This window comes from Cupriavidus sp. 21MJTG02-4, from assembly GCF_057798975.1.
Genome location: NZ_JBYOJP010000008.1, coordinates 95258 through 113436 on the forward strand (window position 1 = coordinate 95258; position 18179 = coordinate 113436).

The window sequence follows — 18179 nt, forward strand, 5'->3', positions numbered from 1 at the left end:
TCCAGCTCTATGACATGCATGCAGGTGGACGGCTGTCGCCGACGCTTGCAAGACCCGCATCCACTTGTTTTTGCACGGTTCCCAGAAAGGGTTCCGCGCTACTTCCACGCGACACAACGCCGGAATGCCTTGGCATCCCGGCCGCCGCATCGCGCAAAAATTACTTCTTCTTCTTGGGGGCGAGCACCATCACCATCTGGCGCCCTTCCATCTTCGGCATCTGCTCGACCTGGCCGATTTCCTCCAGGTCCGCCTTCAGGCGTTCGAGCACGCGCGCGCCGATTTCCTGGTGCGCCATCTCGCGGCCGCGGAAGCGCAGCGTGATCTTGGTCTTGTCGCCGTCTTCCAGGAAGCGCTTCAGGTTGCGCAGCTTGACGTTGTAGTCGCCGTCATCCGTGCCAGGGCGGAACTTCACTTCCTTGACCTGGATGATCTTCTGCTTCAGCTTCGCCTCGTGCGCGCGCTTGGCTTCCTCGTACTTGAACTTCCCGTAATCCATGATCCGGGCGACGGGCGGAGTCGCGTTCGGGGCGATCTCCACCAAATCCAAGTCCTTATCCTCAGCCAGGCGAAGCGCGTCCATGAACTTGACGATGCCAAGCTGCTCGTTATCAACCCCTACCAGGCGCAGTTCGGGCGCGAGGATCTCACGGTTGATGCGGTGACCTTTGTCCGTAGCGATGTTCCGTTACCTCAAGAAGACAAAAAAACAAGCCGTGCTTCCGACCCATCAGGCTTTGCTGGCAACGTCCTGTTGCAGACGCTCCACAAACGCGGAGACGGGCATCACACCCAGATCCACGTTGCCTCGGGCACGCACGGCCACTTGATTTCCATCTCGCTCCTTGTCGCCCACCACCAGCAGGTAGGGAATCTTCTGAAGCGAATGCTCGCGGATTTTATACGTAATTTTCTCGTTACGCAAATCGGCCTTCGCCCTAAACCCTTGTTTTAGCAGCGATTGCACGACGTTTTCGGCATATTCAGCCTGGGAATCCGCGATATTCATGACCACCACCTGCTCCGGCGCCAGCCAGGCGGGCAGCGCACCTGCATGGTTTTCCAGCAGGATACCCAGGAAGCGCTCGAACGAACCCAGGATCGCCCGGTGCAGCATCACGGGACGCTTGCGCGAGTTGTCCTCGGAGACGTACTCGGCATCCAGGCGCTCCGGCAGGACCAGGTCCAGCTGCAGCGTGCCGCACTGCCACGAACGGCCAATGGCGTCCTTGATGTGGTACTCGACCTTCGGGCCGTAAAAAGCACCTTCGCCTGGCAGCTCTTCCCACTCCACGCCACAGGCGCGCAGCGCCAGGCGCAGGCCGTCTTCGGCGTGATCCCAGACTTCGTCGGAGCCAGCGCGCTGATCCGGGCGCAAGGACAGCTTGACCGCCACATCCTTGAAGCCGAAATCGTCGTACACCGAGAACGCCAGTTCGTTGAAGGCCTTCGCCTCGGCCACGATCTGCTCTTCCGTGCAGAAGATATGCGCATCATCCTGCACAAAACCACGCACACGCATCAGCCCGTGCAGTGCACCAGACGGCTCGTTGCGATGGCAGGCGCCGAATTCGGCCAGGCGCAGCGGCAGATCGCGGTAGGAGCGCAGGCCGTGGTTGAAAATTTGCACATGGCCCGGGCAGTTCATCGGCTTGATCGCGTAGTCGCGCTTTTCCGATTCCGTGACGAACATGTTTTCCTTGTAGTTCTGCCAGTGGCCGGACTTCTCCCACAGCGAACGGTCCATCACCTGCGGCGTACGCACTTCGTCGTAGCCAGCTTCCGTCAGGCGGCCGCGCATGTACTGCTCGACGGCCTGCCAGACCTGCCAGCCCTTCGGGTGCCAGAACACCATGCCGGGCGCCTCTTCCTGCAGGTGGAAGAGGTCGAGCGATTTGCCGAGCTTGCGGTGATCGCGCTTCTCGGCCTCTTCAAGCATGTGCAGGTAGGCTTCCTGGTCTTCCTTCTTCGCCCAGGCCGTGCCGTAGATGCGCTGCAGCATCTCGTTGTTGGCATCGCCGCGCCAGTAGGCGCCGGCCACCTTCATCAGCTTGAAGACCTTCAGCTTGCCCGTCGACGGCACGTGCGGGCCGCGGCACAGGTCGACGAACTTGCCTTCGCGGTACAGGCCGATCTCCTGGTCCGCCGGAATCGAAGCGATGATCTCGGCCTTGTACTTCTCGCCCATCGATTCGAACAGCGCCACCGCTTCGTCGCGGTTCCACACCTCGCGCGTGACCTTCTCGTCCTTGCGCGACAGCTCCGTCATCTTCTTTTCGATGGCGGCGAGATCTTCCGGCGTGAAGGGGCGCTTGTAGGCGAAGTCGTAGTAGAAGCCGTTCTCGATCACCGGCCCGATCGTCACCTGCGCTTCCGGGTAGAGTTCCTTGACCGCATAAGCCAGCAAGTGGGCCGTCGAGTGGCGGATGACATCAACGCCGTCGGCATCCTTGTCCGTGATGATGGCCAGCGCCACATCGCGATCGATCGAGTAGCTCGTATCGACCAGGTTGCCATCCACCTTGCCAGCCAGCGCGGCCTTGGCCAGGCCCGTACCGATGCTCTGCGCCACTTCGGCAACCGTTACCGGGCCGGGAAACTCGCGACGGGACCCATCCGGCAGCGTGATTGCGATCATTTCGACTCTCCAGGATTCCACCCCGGCGCCTGACGCTCGCGGGCGGATCAAACTGCATCTTTTGTAGCACCGGCCCGCCCTGAAACAGGCGGCGTGCCGGCAACGTTCTTGGTGCTGCCCACAGCAGGCGGCAAGCTTATCAGGCAGCTGGCAGGCGACAGACGAAAAAAAACGCGGCCAAGGCCGCGTTTCTCTTTGTCAAATCCGGATTCAACCGGGACGGAGGCGCACCTCGACTACTGTCGCTTGCCAGCGGTAGTAGTTCGCGGTGTCATGAACATGATGCCTTTCCGTTCCTTGCGAGGTTGAATCGGACTTGCCGCACTGTGTTGTTGTACTGCTGTGGTACTGCCGTACTGCAATTCGTTGGTAGGCTCGATTGGACTCGAACCAACGACCCCCACCATGTCAAGGTGGTGCTCTAACCAGCTGAGCTACGAGCCTAGCGAAGCAGCAATTATAGCCTTACTTTCTTCGCGCTTGCAATACCCCCTGTACATCTTCGATCAGGGACAGTGCGCGCTGCAGTTGCGTGGCCTCCGATACCTCAGCCGTGAACTGCATCCGCGCCACGCCCTTGCTCGACAGCGTCTTCACGCCCGTGACGTTGATCTTTTCCCGCGACAGCACTTCGGAGATATCGCGCAGCAGCCCCTGGCGATCCACGGCCTCGACCTGGATGTCGACGGGATACACCGCATCGCTCTTCTTGCCCCACTCGGTCTGGATCACGCGCTCGGGCGCGCGCGCCGAAAGCTGCTGGAACGTATGGCAGTTGCGCCGATGGATCGATACCCCGCGCCCGCGCGTGACAAACCCCACGATCTCGTCCGGCGGCGCAGGCTTGCAGCAGCGCGACATCTGCGTCATCAGCGAATCCACGCCGACCACCAGCACGCCGGTCTTGGCGCCGCGCGCCACGCTGGTGGCACGGCTCTTCTTGGTGACGGCGTCTTCTTCGCTGAGGGGCGCCTGCACCTCGCCCTCGGGATGCCGCAGCGCCTGCTCGACATGCCGCAGGCTGAATTCGTCCTTTGCCACGGCAGCGAACAGATCGTCCGGGGCCTTGAAGCCGAGCCGCGTGGCCAGGTCTTCGAGCTTGACCGCAGTCTTGCCTTCGCGCTGCAGGGTCTTGTCGATCAGCGCGCGACCCTGCGAGATGGTCTCCTGCGAGTCCAGCGCATTGAACCATGCGCGCACCTTGGCACGGGCGCGGCTGCTGGCCAGGTAGCCCAGCTCGGGGTTGAGCCAGTCACGCGATGGCCCGCCCTGCTTCACGGCGATGATCTCGACGGTCTGGCCGTTTTTCAGCGGCGTATTCAGCGGCACCATGGTGCCGTCGACGCGCGCACCGCGGCAACGGTGGCCGAGATCGCTGTGCAGGTAGTAGGCAAAGTCCAGCGGCGTGGCCCCTTGCGGCAGCGCGATCACGCGCGCCTGCGGCGTCAGGACGTAGATGTGGTCATCGATCGCCGCATGCTTGAGCTGCTCCCACGGCGATTCATCGTGGGTCACGCTATGGTCGGCGTCGTCCTTCCACGCCAGCAACTGCCGCAGCCACGCGATCCTTTCGTCGTAACTGTCGCTCGCCGCGAACTGTCCGCTATAGCCCTTGCTGCCCGCCTCCTTGTAGCGCCAGTGCGCCGCCACGCCGTATTCGGCGAAGTGGTGCATTTCATGCGTGCGGATCTGCACCTCGAACGCGCGGCCGTCGTCGCCGATCACCACCGTGTGCAGCGACTTGTAGCCATTGGACTTCGGCCGCGAGATGTAGTCGTCGAACTCGCGCGGAATCGGCTGCCAGATATGGTGGACGATGCCGAGCACCGTGTAGCAGTCCTTGATGTCGTCCACGATCACGCGGAACGCGCGCACGTCATACAGGTCGGCAAAGTCGAGCTCCTTGCCGCGCATCTTCTTCCAGATGCTGTAGATATGCTTGGGCCGCCCGCTTACCTCGGCGCGGATGCCAGCCTCGGCCAGCTCCGCTTGCAGGCGTGCGATGGCGCTGGCGATATACCCTTCGCGCTCGATGCGCTTTTCGTCGAGCAGCTTGGCGATGCGCTTGTAGGTCTCGGGCTGCTCGAAGCGGAAAGCCAGATCCTCCAGCTCCCACTTCATCTGCCAGATACCCAGCCGATTGGCTAGCGGCGCGTAGATGTCGAGCGTCTCGCGCGCCAGGCCGGGCAGCGGCTCGCGCTTGTGCTGCGCCAGCCAGCGCAGCGACTGCAGCCGCGACGCCAGGCGCACGAGTACCACGCGGATGTCCTGCGCGAATGCCAGCAGCATCTTGCGCAGCGCTTCCACCTGTTCGTGCCGGGCCTGCGCCACGTTGCGCGAAGCCTCCTGCACGTCGTGGCCGCCGGCGATGGCGCCGATGCGCAGCAGCTGTCGCACGCCCTTCACCATCCTGCCGACGTCTTCGCCGAATCGCGCTTCGATGTCCGCTTCCGCCGCGGGCGCGAACTCGGCTAGCGGGAACAGGCAGCAGGCGGCGCGCGCAGCGTCGTCCACGCGCAGGCCGTCGAGGATGCGCAGCATCCCTTCCGCATGCGAAAGCACCGGCTCGCCGGTCGGCAGCAAGGCATCACCCGCCTGCTCGCGCACGTACGCCAGCGCACGCCCGACCATGTCGGCGTCCGGGACGCCGGCAACCTGGCCGGCCAGGTCGGTAGACGTCACCATAGGATCACCATGTCACGACGCCGTCTTCAGTTGAGCGCAGCGGTCACCACCACTTCGATCAGGTAGTCGGGATTGGCCAGCTTCGCTTCAACGGTGGCGCGCGGCGGCGTGTTGCCCTGCGGCACCCACGCGTCCCACACGTCGTTCATCTCGCCGATCATCCCGATGTCGGTCAGAAAGATCTGGCACGACAGGATGCGCGTCTTATCGCTGCCGGCCTCCGCCAGCAGGCGATCGATGTGGCCCAGCACTTCGCGGGTCTGGCCCTGGATATCGGCCTTCGGGTCGACTTCGGGGACTTGGCCAGCCAGATAGACCACGCCGTTGTACACGGCGTATTCGGACAGGCGCTTGCCCACGTGGGCGCGCTTCAGTTCATTGCTGCTCATGACAAATCAAACGAATTCAGGTTGATACGACCGATCCGGCTTCGCGCCGCTCATGCACCGCCCAGGAAAAACTGGCGGGCCACGGCGATCTGCGCCGGATCGACAAAAGTCGGTGCGTGCCCCACATCGGGGATTTCCACCGAACTGACATGCTTGCCACGCGCCACCATTTCCGCCACGGTGTCGCGCAGCAGCAGATCCGATTGCGCGCCACGTACGACGAGCACCGGCGCCGTGATGGCCTCGAACATATGCCACAGGGAGGCCTCGCCCGCGACAAGCTGTTCCGGCGTGGCAGCGCGAAACGGCACGGCCAGCGCCGGATCGTAATGCAAGCCCCATTCCAGGCCCTGTGCGCCTTGCACGGGCTTAAGGATCGCGCCATTCAGTTCGCGCCACTGTTCCGGCGTATGGCGCCCGAATGAAGCGCTGATGGTCTGCAGGTAGGCCAGGCCTTCTTCAAAGGTCTTGAAGCGCACCGGCAGCCCGAGATAGGAGCCGATCCGCTCCACGGCCGACGCCGTGATACGCGGCCCCACGTCGTTGAGCAGCAGCTTGCGCACGGGCGAGTTGGGCAACCCCGCCAGGCCCATGCCGATCAGGCCGCCCATCGAGGTGCCGAACCAGTCGACCTTCTCCACGTTGAGCCTGGCGATCAGCGTCACCATGTCCGCCACGTACTTCGGCACCACGTAGTTGCTGGGATCGGGCAACCAGTCGGAACGCCCGCGGCCCGCCACGTCGGGACACACCACGCGGTACTCGCCGCACAGCGACTGGGCCAGCATGTCGAAGTCGCGGCCCGTGCGCGTCAGGCCATGCACGCACATCAGCACGCGTGGATTGGCCGGGTCGCCCCATTCGTGATAGGCCATGCGGTGCAGGCCCGCCGGACTGATGCACTGAACGAAGCCGAGGCGCGGAGTGGCAGACATCTGAACTCCCTGACGAACCGGCCGCCGCACGGGGCGTTGCCGGAGGTTGAGCAAAGCAGGATTGTACGCCGCAGCGGTTACAATGCCACAGCACTACGCGCGCTACGACGCACGCCGCCGCCCCGCCTCGCGCAGCCATCCGCGCAGCGTCGTATGGCACGGGCGGAGCGGTTCGGCCGGCCGTGTCCGGCCATCCATTTTCTCGACTCTCGATCTCGACGGAGGCTTACATGCTCAAAGGCAAGACGGCACTGGTGACTGGCTCGACCAGCGGCATCGGACTCGGCATCGCGCAGGCGCTGGCAGCGCAAGGCGCCAACATCATCGCCAACGGCTTTGGTGACGTGGAGGACGCAAAGCGCGAGATCGCGCAGGCTGGCACCGGCATCAAGGTGGGCTACCACGGCGCGGACATGAGCAAGTCGGCCGAGATCGAAGACATGATGCGCTATGCCGAGTCCGAATTCGGCGGCGCCGACATCCTCGTCAACAATGCGGGCATCCAGTTCGTGGCGAATATCGAGGACTTCCCGACCGATCGCTGGGACGCCATCATCGCCATCAACCTGACTTCGGCCTTCCACACCACGCGCCTGGCCTTGCCCGGCATGAAGCAGAAAAACTGGGGCCGCATCATCAATATCGCCTCGACCCACGGGCTCGTGGCATCGGCGCAGAAGTCTGCCTATGTCGCGGCCAAGCACGGCATCGTCGGCCTGACCAAGGTCACGGCGCTCGAAACCGCGCAGACCGGCGTGACCGCCAACGCGATCTGCCCGGGCTGGGTGCTGACGCCGCTGGTGCAGAAGCAGGTCGACGCGCGCGCGCAGAAGGAAGGCATCCCGGTCGAGCAGGCCAAGCGCGAGCTGGTGATCGAGAAGCAGCCGTCGGGCCAGTTCGTCACGCCCGAGGAACTCGGCGCGCTGGCGGTGTTCCTGGCTTCCGAGGCGGCGCGCCAGGTACGCGGCGCGATCTGGAACATGGACGGCGGCTGGGTCGCGCAGTAAGTCCGGCCCGCCCGAACGAAAAAGCCCCGCTTCGCAGCGGGGCTTTTTGCATCCAGACGGCGACGCTTACAGCAGCGTTGCGCCGGTCTTGCTCTGGATTTCCTCGCGGCTCACGCCCGGAGCGGTTTCGACCAGCTTCAGCCCGTCCGCCGTCACGTCGATGACGCCGAGGTCGGTAATGATGCGGTTGACCACGCCCAGGCCGGTCAGCGGCAGGTTGCATTCCTTCAGGATCTTGATGTCCTCGGTGCCGTCCTTCTTCTTGGCGGTGTGTTCCATCAGCACCACGACGCGGCCCACGCCGGCGACCAGGTCCATCGCGCCGCCCATGCCCTTGACCATCTTGCCCGGAATCATCCAGTTGGCCAGGTCGCCCTTCTCGCTCACCTGCATCGCGCCCAGGATGGCCAGGTTGATGTGGCCGCCGCGGATCATCGCGAAGGAATCGGCCGACGAGAAAATCGACGAGCCCGGCAGCGTCGTCACGGTCTGCTTGCCGGCGTTGATCATGTCGGCATCCACTTCGTCCTCGGTCGGGAACGGGCCGATGCCAAGCAGGCCGTTTTCCGACTGCAGCCACACTTCCATGCCTTCCGGCACCCAGTTGGCCACCAGGGTCGGCAGGCCGATACCCAGGTTCACGTAGAAGCCGTCCTGCAACTCGGTCGCGGCGCGCGCGGCCATTTCGTCACGTGTCCATGCCATGATGTGTCTCCCTCTTACTTGGCGGCACGCACGGTGCGCTGCTCGATGCGTTTCTCGGGGTTGGTGTTCAGCACCAGGCGCTTGACGAAGATGCCGGCCAGGTGGATTTCATCCGGGTCCAGTTCGCCGGTTTCAACGATGTGCTCGACCTCGGCCACGGTGAATTTGCCGGCCATGGCGCACATCGGGTTGAAGTTGCGCGCGGTACGGCGGAACACCAGGTTGCCGGCCTTGTCGGCCTTCCAGGCCTTGACCAGCGACACATCGGCGGTCAGCGAGCGCTCCATGACGTATTTTTCGCCATCGAATTCGCGGATTTCCTTGCCTTCGGCCACGATCGTGCCGACGCCGGTCTTGGTAAAGAAGGCCGGGATGCCCGAACCGCCGGCGCGCAGCTTCTCGGCCAGCGTGCCCTGCGGCGTGAATTCCAGCTCGAGTTCGCCGGCCAGGTACTGGCGCTCGAATTCCTTGTTCTCGCCCACGTAGGACGAGATCATCTTCTTGATCTGGCGCGTGGCCAGCAGCTGGCCCAGGCCGAAGCCGTCCACGCCGGCGTTGTTCGAGATGCAGGTCAGCTGTTTGACACCGGTGTCGCGCAGCGCGGCGATCAGTGCCTCGGGAATGCCGCACAGGCCGAAACCGCCCACGGCGATCGTCTGGCCGTCGCGGACGACGCCTGCAAGCGCCTCCGCGGCGCTGGCGTAGACCTTGTTCATGCTTCGCTCCTTCCTCGGTAGTCCCCTGTCGCCTGGTCCGCCGCCGGGTTGTGCGGCGGACGACGCAAGGAAATTGTAACGGTACAATCGGCGGCGGGCGCCGCGCTCTCGTCCGACCGAAAGGATACGCAACCCGCGCCAGCTACGCCATTACGTAAAAATACATAAGTAGATGCCCGCCATCGATTACCAGACCGCCTTCCAGCTCGCCCCCGTGGGCCTGGTGCTGTCGCGCGAACGCATGATCGAGGACTGCAACGACGAGGTCTGCCGCATCTTCGGCACCACGCGGCAGGCCCTGATCGGCGAATCGTTCCAGGTGCTATACCCCACCCCAGACGAATTCGAGCGCACCGGCGCACGCATCGTACCGATCATGAACAAGCGCGGTATGTACTCTGACGAACGGATCATGAAACGGGCCACTGGGGAACTGTTCTGGTGCCACGTCACGGGCCGGTCGCTGGAGCGCTCGCAGCCGCTCGGCGCAGGGATCTGGACGTTCGAGGACCTGTCGCAGAAGCGACAGGTCACGGCCGAGCTGACGGCACGCGAGCGCGATATTGCAGCGCAACTTGTGGAAGGCAAGACCAGCAAGCAGATCGGCAAGCTGCTGGCGATCAGTCCGCGCACCGTCGATATCTATCGGGCGCGGCTGATGAAGAAGTATGGAGCGAGTACGTCGGTGGATCTGGTGCAGCGCCTGGTGAACCACTGACTTGGTAGCGAGGGGCCTTATTTCCTCGCAAGCCTCAACGCGTCAGTCTTCAACGATCGCCCGGATCTCCGGCGGCACCGGCACCGACTTCTCCACCGCGTAGTCGCACCACACCACCTTCGCCCCGCCTTCGGCCCACACCACGTCAGGCATATCGGTACGCACGATCTCCATGCGCGTCTCGAAGCTGGTGCGCCCGAGTTGCCCCGCATAAACGCGGCATTCGATCGTCCCCGGATAGCGCAACTGCTTCAGGAACGTCATGTGCGCATTGATGATGACCGGCCCCTGCCCCTTCGGATCCTTGCCGCCGCGCCCGAGCGATGCAAACCACTCGATGCGCGCCTGCTCCAGGTACTGGAAGTAGACGGTGTTGTTGACATGGCCCATCGCGTCCATGTCGCCCCAGCGGATCGGCATGACCGCCGTATAGACGTGCTTCATCACGGGTCTCCAACGCAGCAGGCCCGCCGTCGCGGGCGGGCCTGTCCGATGATTTAGCGCTTGGCGATCGAGGCTTCGGCCTTGGTCACGAGGTCAGCGCCGATCTGCTTCTTCCACTTGTCGTAGACCTTGGCGGTCGCCTTGCGGAAGGCATCGTGCTCGGCCGGCGTCAGGTGCGTGACCTTGACGCCGTGACCTTCCATGTCCTTCCAGGCGGGTGCGCCCGGCTCGGACAGGCCCTTGCGGGCCAGCGCGATTTCCTGCTTGCCGGCGTCGATGGCGGCCTGCTTCACGATTTCGCGGTCAGCCGGCGTCCAGCTTTCCCAGATCTGCTTGTTGACCACGAAGATCAGCGGGTCGGCCACATAGCCCCAGGTGGTCACGAACTTCTGGCCCACCGTGTACAGCTTGGCGGCGGCGAACACCGACTGCGGGTTCTCCTGGCCATCCACGGCGCCCGAGGCCATGGCCGGCTGCGCATCGGCCCAGCTCATCTGGGTCGGGTTGGCGCCCAGCGCGTTGAAGGTCTCGATGTACAGCGGCGAACCCACCACGCGCAGCTTCATGCCCTTGAGGTCGTCCGGCTTGCGGATTTCCTTCTTGGAGTTGGAAACTTCGCGGAAGCCATTCTCGCCCCAGGCCAGCGGCACCACGCCCGCCTTTTCCAGCGTCGTGAAGATCTGCTTGCCGACGTCGCCCTGCGTCAGCGCATCGAGCGCCTTGTAGTCGGGCATCAGGAACGGCAACGAGAACAGGTTCAGTTCCTTGACCTGCGGCGACCAGTTGATGGTCGAGCCCACGGCCATGTCGATCACGCCCTGGCGGATCGCCGAGAACTCGCGCGTCTGGTCGCCGGCCACCAGCGAGGTGCCCGGGTACAGCTTGATGTTGATGCGGCCGTTGGTGCGCTGCTTGACCAGGTCGGCCCAGATCTCGCCGCCCTTGCCCCACGGGAAGGCCGGGCCGAGCACCAGCGACATCTTGTACTCGGGCTTGTAGGTCTGGGCCATGGTGGCGGCGGGCGCGAAGGCGGAAGCGGCGATCGTGGCAGCGATCGACAGCATCAGGGCACGGCGTTTCATCAGGTCTCTCCTCTTGGATCGTTGTTGGTTGCGTGTTGCTTGTTGTTTTGTAGTGGCTACGCTTGAATCAATAGCCCAGGTAGTTCGGCAGCCAGGTCGCCAGCGGCGGATAGGCCAGCACCATCAGCATGGCGACGAACATCGCCAGCAGCATCCAGATCACCCAGGGCACGGTCTCTTCCATGCGCACGCGGGCAATCCGGCACGACACCATCAGGTTCACGGCCAGCGGCGGCGTGAACTGGCCCAGCGCCACCTTCAGCGTCAGCACCACGCCGAACCACACCGGGTTCCAGTGGAAGGCGTTGGCGATCGGCAGCAGCAGCGGCACGAAGATCAGGAAGATCGAGATGCCGTCCAGGAACATGCCAACCGTCATCAGCAGCAGCACGATCAGCGCCAGCACGCCGTACTCGCCGAGCCCGGAGTTGGCAATGGCGTGCGCCAGCGGATCGATCACGCCCAGCGTCGACAGCGCATACGCAAAGATGCCCGCCAGCGCGACCACGAGCAGGATCACCGCCGACGTTTCGGCCGCTTCCTGGAAGATCACGAACAGGTCCTTCATGCCGATGCTGCGGTAGATCACCATGCCCACGAACAAGCCATAGACCACCGCCACCACCGCGGCTTCGGTCGGCGTGAACCAGCCGGCGCGCATGCCGCCCAGGATCAGGAACGGCGCCACCAGGCCCCAGGCCGCCTCGCGCAGGCTCTTCCAGAACGGCGGACGCGGCAGCGAGGCTTCGATCGCGCCCATATTGTGCTTGCGCGCGAGCCACACCGCCGGCACGATCAGCGCCACGCCGGCGAGCACGCCCGGGATCATGCCGGCCGCGAACAGCGCCGGCACCGATGCGCCCGGCACCAGCACGCTGTAGATGATGAAGGCCACCGAGGGCGGGATCAGGATGTCGGTCGCCGCCGCCGCGCCGACCACCGCCGCGCTATACGAGCCCGGATAGCCGGCCCGCGACATCGCCGCGATCATCACGCCGCCGACCGCCGCCGCATTGGCGGGGCCGGAGCCCGAAATGCCGCCCAGGAACATGGCCACCAGGATGGCCACCAGCGGCAGCATGCCCGGCCCCCGCCCGACGATGGCGATGGCAAACGTCACCAGCCGCTGCGCCACGCCGGAACGGTCGAAGATCGAGCCGACCAGCACGAACATCGGAATGGCCAGCAGCGGATACTTGGCCAGGCCCGCGTAGAAGTTCTGCGGCACGGCCAGCAGGCCGAACATCTGGGTATCGAGATTGGACAGGCCGATGGCGATCAGGCCGCCCATTCCCAGCGATACGCCAATCGGCACGCCCAGCAGCATCAGGCCGATAAAGACCACGAACAGGATAATGGCGATCAGCGTCATGGCTTTTGCCCCTGTCCGTTGCGGCCGGCATGCAATGCCTTGAGCGCGCGCACATTGCGCATCATCAGACCGAATGCGCGCAGCGCAATGCCGGCCGACAGCAATGGCAGCCAGACCGAATACCACCAGCTTGGCACGCCAATGCCCGGCGAGGTCTCGCCGTAGGTGTACTCATCCCACGTAATGCGGGCGCCCAATATGGCCAGCGCGATAAACATCACGGCGACGACCAGCGCCGACAGGATGGCCAGCCGCTTCTGCCGCGCCTGGCTGCCGCGCTCGAAGAAGAACTCGATTCGGATATTGCGGTCGCGCGCCACCGCGGCACTGCCGGCGACCAGCGCCAGCACGATCATCAGGAAAACCGAAAATTCCTCGGTCCAGGCAAATGACTCGTCGGTGAAATAGCGGACCACCACGTTGGCGAAGGTGATGCAGACCAGCAGCACCATCACGACCACGCCGATCCAGTCCTCGATGCGGGGCGAAACCCGGAATTCGGCGTCTTGCGCCTCGTCTGCCGCCTGCGGGATCACCGCGGAATCGACGACGTGTTGCGGCACGGCGTCGCGCCGTGCCTGCTCTTGTTGCTCCATCTCCCCGGCCTCCGGTCCGGGCTGCTCGGGCCGGACGGCCGCCACAGCTTATTTGTATGTAAAGACTTAATCTGAAAACATGGCGGATTATGCCAAGACTGGCGCGCCCTGTATCGGGTTTTATTGCCACCTGCGTGGAAGCCGCGCTCGAATATCGCCCAAGGGGACCGGATAAGCCCTGGGCGATGCAAAAACAAAGCGCTGCCCTTCGGCTTTTGGCCTTGGGGCAGCGTGTGCCGGCGCGGTGCCGGACGGCCGTCGATCCGGCTCAGACCATGCCGTCGTCGGCGGTAATGACTGCGCCGTTGATGAACTGCGACTGGTCCGAAGCCAGCAGCAACAGCAGGCCGTCGAGGTCTTCGGGCTTGCCCAGGCGCTTGCGCGGCAGCATCTGGATCAGCTTCTGGCCGGCATCGGTGTCCCAGTGATGGTGGTTGATGTCGGTGTCGATATAACCGGGGCAGACCGCGTTGACGTTGATGCCATGGCGCGCCCATTCGAGCGCCATGGCCTTGGTCATATGCACCACGGCCGCCTTGCTCATGCAGTAGATGCCGATTTGCGACAGTACCTTCAGGCCCGCAACCGACGCGACATTGATAATGCGCGCCTGCGGCAGCGGGTTGCCGTTTTTTTCGGCCCCCTTGGCGCGCGCCATCATGCGCTTCGCGACTTCCTGTGCAACGAAGAAGGCGCCACGGGTATTGGTGTCGAAGACGAAATCGAAATCTTCGGCGGTGACATCCGTCAGCTTCTGCGTCGTCGAGACGCCCGAATTGTTGACGAGAATATCGATGGCGCCCGCCTCGGTTTCCGCGTGCGCAACTGCCGCGCGAATGCTGACCGGGTCGGTCACGTCCAGGCGCACCACATGGGCACTGCCGCCTTCAGCCTCGATCGACGCGCGCAGCTCCTTCAGGCGCTCCGTGCGGCGCGAAGCCAGCACAACCTTGGCGCCGGCGGCCGCGAGAACCGTTGCAAAACGCGAGCCGAGCCCGCTTGAAGCCCCGGTCACGAGCGCGACCTTGCCTTCCAGATTGATCGACAAACCCATATCTACCCCGCGTGCTGGCGTGACCGTGTGGCGCACCCTGCCCAATGAGAATCGGAAGGCAGAATACCAAAAAAAAGAACGACCGTTCCAAAAAAATCCTTGCCTGAGGGTGACGAGTCCCGGACAATGCCGGAGATTCTAAGAACTTGGCCCGTAAAGGGAAAGAGGGAAAACGCGCGGAACGGCGCGTCCTGGCGACCTTTCGATGCAAGCCGGTTCATTCGAACAAACAAGGCATTTCCCACAATTGCAGGCAAGGCGCCAAGAAACAGAGGGTTAGAGACAATGGATCAGCAGCAACTCCTGGAGCAGTTCGGGCCACGCGAGGCCATGGAATACGATGTGGTCATCGTCGGCGGCGGCCCTGGCGGCCTGGCTACGGCCATCCGCCTGAAGCAACTGGCACAGGAGAAAGGCAACGACGTCAATGTGTGCGTGCTTGAAAAGGGCTCGGAGCCCGGCGCGCACATCCTGTCGGGCGCCATCATGGACCCGCGCGCGCTCACCGAACTGTTCCCCAACTGGAAGGAACTCGGCGCGCCGCTGAACCAGCCCGTCACCGAGGACAAGTTCCTGTTCCTCAACGAAGGCGGTTCCAAGGGCACCCCGAACGCGCTGCTGCCGGAATGCTTCCACAACCACGGCAACTACATCGTCAGCCTGTCCAACGTCACGCGCTGGCTCGGCCAGCAGGCCGAGGCGCTGGGCGTGGAAATCTTCCCCGGCTTCCCGGCCGCCGAAGTGCTCTACAACGAAGACGGCTCGGTCAAGGGCGTGGCCACGGGCAATATGGGCATCGGCAAGGACGGCGAGCCCACCGAGAATTTCCAGCTCGGCATGGAACTGCATGCCAAGTACACCATCTTCGCCGAAGGCGCGCGCGGCCACCTGGGCAAGCAGCTGATCGCGAAGTACAAGCTCGACGCCGGCAAGGATCCGCAGAGCTACGGCATCGGCATCAAGGAACTGTGGGAGATCGACCCCGCCAAGCACCAGCCCGGCCTGGTGGTCCACACGGCCGGCTGGCCGCTCGATCCGGCGACCTACGGCGGCTCCTTCCTGTACCACATGGAAGACAACAAGGTCGCGGTCGGCTTCGTCGTCGGCCTGGACTACACCAATCCGTGGCTGTCCCCGTTCGAGGAATTCCAGCGCTTCAAGACCCATCCGGAGATCCGCAAGTACTTCGAAGGCGGCAAGCGCCTTAGCTACGGCGCGCGCGCCATCACCGCCGGCGGCCTGCTGTCGCTGCCCAAGACCGTGTTCCCGGGCGGCGCGCTGGTCGGCTGCGACGCCGGCTACCTGAACGCCTCGCGCATCAAGGGCAGCCATGCCGCGATTAAGACCGGCATGATGGCCGCCGAAGCCGCCTATGACGCGCTGCAGGCCGGCCGCCAGGGCGACGAGCTGACCGCCTACCCGGCTGCGTTCGAGCAGAGCTGGCTGTACAAGGAACTACTGCAGGCCAAGAACTTCAAGCAGTGGTTCAAGAAGGGCCGCACCACCGCCACGCTGATGACCGGTATCGAGCAGTGGCTGCTGCCGAAGCTCGGCATCCGCAACCCGCCCTGGACGATCCACCGCACCAAGCCCGACCACGTCTACCTGAAGCCGGCGGCCGAGTGCGAGAAGATCGTCTACCCGAAGCCGGACGGCAAGCTGACCTTCGACCGCCTGAGCTCGGTGTTCATCAGCAACACCAACCACGAAGAGAACCAGCCGGCCCACCTGACGCTGAAAGACGCCAGCGTGCCGGTCAACGTCAACTGGGAAAAGTTCGCCGGCCCCGAAAGCCGCTACTGCCCGGCCGGCGTGTACGAGTTCGTGCAGGACGAGACCTCGGGCAAGGAACGCCTGCAGATCAATGCGCAGAACTGCGTGCACTGCAAGACCTGCGACATCAAGGACCCGACGCAGAACATCGTGTGGGTCACGCCGGAAGGTGGTGGCGGTCCGAACTACGTGAACATGTAAGACACCCGCCCGGCCATGCGCCGGGCACCATGCAAAAGAGGCACCTACGGGTGCCTCTTTTGTTTCGGCTTGTACGGGTAGAGCAGCGCCGCGCTAGACCGACAGGCCGCTGCCAAGCAGCAATTGCTCGTAGATATAGCACTGCAGCAGCGTCATCTCGCGTTCGGCGAGCACATCGAATGCAATGCCGAACGCCGGATAGTCGGCGTCCCCGTGACTCTCCGCCACGACCAGGGCATCGGCAAGGATCTCGCTGTCGATCGACGTGGTGCGCAAGCGAAAGCGCAGCTGGACCCGGCTGCCGACCGCCGGCGCCGGGCCGGCTGCGTGCACCAGCGCGCCGCCGGTGCTGAGATCCGACACGATCACCAGGCGCGCGGCACCGTTCGCCAGATCGCCGGAAGCATCGTGGCCGACATCCTGCGACTGCGTCATGTAGGCAGCCAGCCGGGTCGGCACGCGGGCGGCCTTGCGCACCGGCATCTGGTCGAGCTGCGCCGGCGCCGACAGCACCAGGTAGCGGAACGGACTGCGGCACACCGCCGTGATGGTCGACGTAAAGCTATGGATGACACGCCCCGAGAAGCCGCGCAGCAGCAGCGTGTCGCCGGCCTGCACCATCAGGTCCCGCCCGCCCAGCTGTGGCCACGTCACGAACAGGCCTTGCTCGACGAAGCCGATCAGCCGGCTGGCCGCGGCGCGGCTGTTGTCCTCCGGCAGCTTGACGTGCAGCAGCGTCCCGACCTGCAGGCCCAGCGGCCCTGGCGGCGGCAAGTCGGCTGGCGGATGCTCGCCCGAGTCGGCATCCTGACGGCATAGCAGGCCGTGGCGGAACACCAGCGCGAGGTCGCGCGAATCGGGGATCACGTTGCCGATGCCCAGCACCAGATTGCCTTCGCCGTCCAGCAGCGACCAGGGCAACGGCGCTCCCACGGGGAGATCGTTGGGAGAGAGATGGATCATGATGGTTCCGAGGACTGGTCAATTTGGTCTGGCAGTTCACCGCTGGGCAGCATTCGCCATCTGATTCATATCGACGGATATCGGCAAATTTTGAGCGGCTTTTTTCAAGCCTTGACGCGCGCGCAGCTGAACGGCAAAATTCCGCCAAATCTGTCTGACAGCCTGACATCTCAATACCATGGTGGACGTCCTTCCCCGCCCGGCCTCGCTGGCCAACCGGATCGCCCAGTCACTGCGCGAAGACATTGCCGCCGGCCGCTTCCTGGCCGGTGCACGGCTGCCAGCCGAATCCGCTCTCGCGGGCACGTTCGGCGTCAGCCGGCCGATCGTGCGCGAGGCCATCGCCCTGCTCAAGGCGGACGGCATTCTGGTGACGCGCAAGGGCGCCGGCGCCTACGTGTCCGACACGCCGGGCGGACAGGCATGGCGCGTCGCGAGCGCGCCGGACGGCGGCCCCAGCCTGCCGCAGCTGTTCGAACTGCGCATGGTGGTGGAAACCGCCTGCGCCGAAATGGCGGCGGCGCGCCGCACCGACGCCGACCTGCGGCAGATCCGCGAGGCGCTCGCCGCCATGCAGGATCACGCGGGGGATTTCGCTGCCGCGGCCGCCGCCGATATCGCCTTCCACCACGCCATCGCCCAGGCCGCGCACAACCCCTGCTTTACCGGGCTGACCGACTTCGTCAGCCAGCAGATGCTGGCCGCGCGCCAGCGCGCCTGGGAAAACACGGCCCGGCTGCGGGCCGACAGCGGCACGGCGCGCGCCGCGGATGCCGAACATGCAGCCTTGGTCGAAGCGATCGCCAGCGGCAGCCCGCCCGCGGCGCGGGAAGCCGCGCTTCATCACCTGAGTGCCGCCGCACAGCGGCTGGGCCTGCCGCTGGCCTGATCGAGGCCGGGC

17 protein-coding genes and 1 tRNA gene are annotated in these 18179 nt (G+C 64.5%); 4 read left to right on the plus strand and 14 right to left on the minus strand.

Annotated elements, in window-relative coordinates; all coding sequences use genetic code 11:
- Window positions 1-160 precede the first annotated feature (160 nt).
- The 6 genes from infC to AC3FKH_RS17545 form a co-directional block, all read right to left on the minus strand.
- Entirely contained in the window at window positions 161-682 is a 522-nt protein-coding gene (infC, locus tag AC3FKH_RS17520; RefSeq protein WP_483711473.1) for a translation initiation factor IF-3, read from the minus strand.
- Between the two features lie 48 nt (window positions 683-730).
- Window positions 731-2638: a threonine--tRNA ligase gene (thrS, locus tag AC3FKH_RS17525; protein WP_488677129.1), complete on the minus strand. Its 1908-nt coding sequence runs from the start codon at window positions 2636-2638 to the stop codon at window positions 731-733.
- A gap of 367 nt (window positions 2639-3005) precedes the next feature.
- A tRNA-Val gene (locus AC3FKH_RS17530) sits at window positions 3006-3082 on the minus strand.
- Window positions 3083-3103: 21 nt separating this feature from the next.
- Window positions 3104-5323 (minus strand): RelA/SpoT family protein, encoded by a 2220-nt coding sequence (locus tag AC3FKH_RS17535; RefSeq protein WP_488677130.1) that lies wholly within the window; start codon window positions 5321-5323, stop codon window positions 3104-3106.
- A 26-nt stretch (window positions 5324-5349) separates the two neighbouring features.
- Window positions 5350-5712 carry a RidA family protein gene (locus AC3FKH_RS17540; protein WP_488677131.1) on the minus strand — a complete coding sequence of 121 codons (363 nt, stop codon included), beginning with the start codon at window positions 5710-5712 and terminating at the stop codon, window positions 5350-5352.
- A gap of 50 nt (window positions 5713-5762) precedes the next feature.
- On the minus strand, window positions 5763-6647 hold the full coding sequence (locus AC3FKH_RS17545) for an alpha/beta fold hydrolase (protein WP_488677132.1): 885 nt from the start codon (window positions 6645-6647) through the stop codon (window positions 5763-5765).
- Window positions 6648-6877: 230 nt separating this feature from the next.
- Here AC3FKH_RS17545 and AC3FKH_RS17550 point away from each other — a divergent pair, with 230 nt between their 5' ends.
- The gene (locus tag AC3FKH_RS17550) at window positions 6878-7654 is read left to right on the plus strand and encodes a 3-hydroxybutyrate dehydrogenase (protein WP_488677133.1); all 777 of its coding nucleotides are present in this window, start codon (window positions 6878-6880) and stop codon (window positions 7652-7654) included.
- Between the two features lie 66 nt (window positions 7655-7720).
- Here AC3FKH_RS17550 and AC3FKH_RS17555 read toward each other — a convergent pair whose 3' ends face one another.
- On the minus strand, window positions 7721-8359 hold the full coding sequence (locus AC3FKH_RS17555) for a CoA transferase subunit B (protein ID WP_483731905.1): 639 nt from the start codon (window positions 8357-8359) through the stop codon (window positions 7721-7723).
- 14 nt (window positions 8360-8373) lie between these two features.
- On the minus strand, window positions 8374-9075 hold the full coding sequence (locus AC3FKH_RS17560; RefSeq protein WP_488677134.1) for a CoA transferase subunit A: 702 nt from the start codon (window positions 9073-9075) through the stop codon (window positions 8374-8376).
- 172 nt (window positions 9076-9247) lie between these two features.
- On the opposite strand from AC3FKH_RS17560, the gene AC3FKH_RS17565 reads away from it, so the two are divergent.
- Window positions 9248-9793, plus strand: a complete 546-nt coding sequence (locus AC3FKH_RS17565; RefSeq protein WP_488677135.1) for a PAS domain-containing protein — start codon at window positions 9248-9250, stop codon at window positions 9791-9793.
- A 42-nt stretch (window positions 9794-9835) separates the two neighbouring features.
- Here AC3FKH_RS17565 and AC3FKH_RS17570 read toward each other — a convergent pair whose 3' ends face one another.
- The 5 genes from AC3FKH_RS17570 to AC3FKH_RS17590 form a co-directional block, all read right to left on the minus strand.
- Window positions 9836-10237: an acyl-CoA thioesterase gene (locus tag AC3FKH_RS17570; RefSeq protein ID WP_488677136.1), complete on the minus strand. Its 402-nt coding sequence runs from the start codon at window positions 10235-10237 to the stop codon at window positions 9836-9838.
- A 53-nt stretch (window positions 10238-10290) separates the two neighbouring features.
- Window positions 10291-11319: a DctP family TRAP transporter solute-binding subunit gene (locus tag AC3FKH_RS17575; protein WP_488677137.1), complete on the minus strand. Its 1029-nt coding sequence runs from the start codon at window positions 11317-11319 to the stop codon at window positions 10291-10293.
- A 67-nt stretch (window positions 11320-11386) separates the two neighbouring features.
- Window positions 11387-12691, minus strand: a complete 1305-nt coding sequence (locus tag AC3FKH_RS17580; protein WP_488677138.1) for a TRAP transporter large permease — start codon at window positions 12689-12691, stop codon at window positions 11387-11389.
- Entirely contained in the window at window positions 12688-13287 is a 600-nt protein-coding gene (locus AC3FKH_RS17585; RefSeq protein ID WP_488677139.1) for a TRAP transporter small permease, read from the minus strand. Before AC3FKH_RS17585 ends, AC3FKH_RS17580 begins: the two co-directional genes overlap by 4 nt.
- Before the next feature lie 268 nt (window positions 13288-13555).
- Complete coding sequence (locus tag AC3FKH_RS17590) at window positions 13556-14341, minus strand: SDR family oxidoreductase (RefSeq protein ID WP_483711109.1); 786 nt, start codon at window positions 14339-14341, stop codon at window positions 13556-13558.
- A gap of 285 nt (window positions 14342-14626) precedes the next feature.
- Between AC3FKH_RS17590 and AC3FKH_RS17595 the strand changes: the two genes are divergently transcribed.
- A complete protein-coding gene (locus AC3FKH_RS17595; RefSeq protein WP_488677140.1) occupies window positions 14627-16315 on the plus strand; it encodes an electron transfer flavoprotein-ubiquinone oxidoreductase in 1689 nt (562 codons plus the stop codon).
- Between the two features lie 93 nt (window positions 16316-16408).
- Here AC3FKH_RS17595 and AC3FKH_RS17600 read toward each other — a convergent pair whose 3' ends face one another.
- On the minus strand, window positions 16409-17278 hold the full coding sequence (locus tag AC3FKH_RS17600; RefSeq protein ID WP_488677141.1) for a flagellar brake protein: 870 nt from the start codon (window positions 17276-17278) through the stop codon (window positions 16409-16411).
- A 181-nt stretch (window positions 17279-17459) separates the two neighbouring features.
- Between AC3FKH_RS17600 and AC3FKH_RS17605 the strand changes: the two genes are divergently transcribed.
- Window positions 17460-18167: a FadR/GntR family transcriptional regulator gene (locus AC3FKH_RS17605; protein ID WP_488677292.1), complete on the plus strand. Its 708-nt coding sequence runs from the start codon at window positions 17460-17462 to the stop codon at window positions 18165-18167.
- The last annotated feature ends 12 nt before the right edge of the window (window positions 18168-18179 follow it).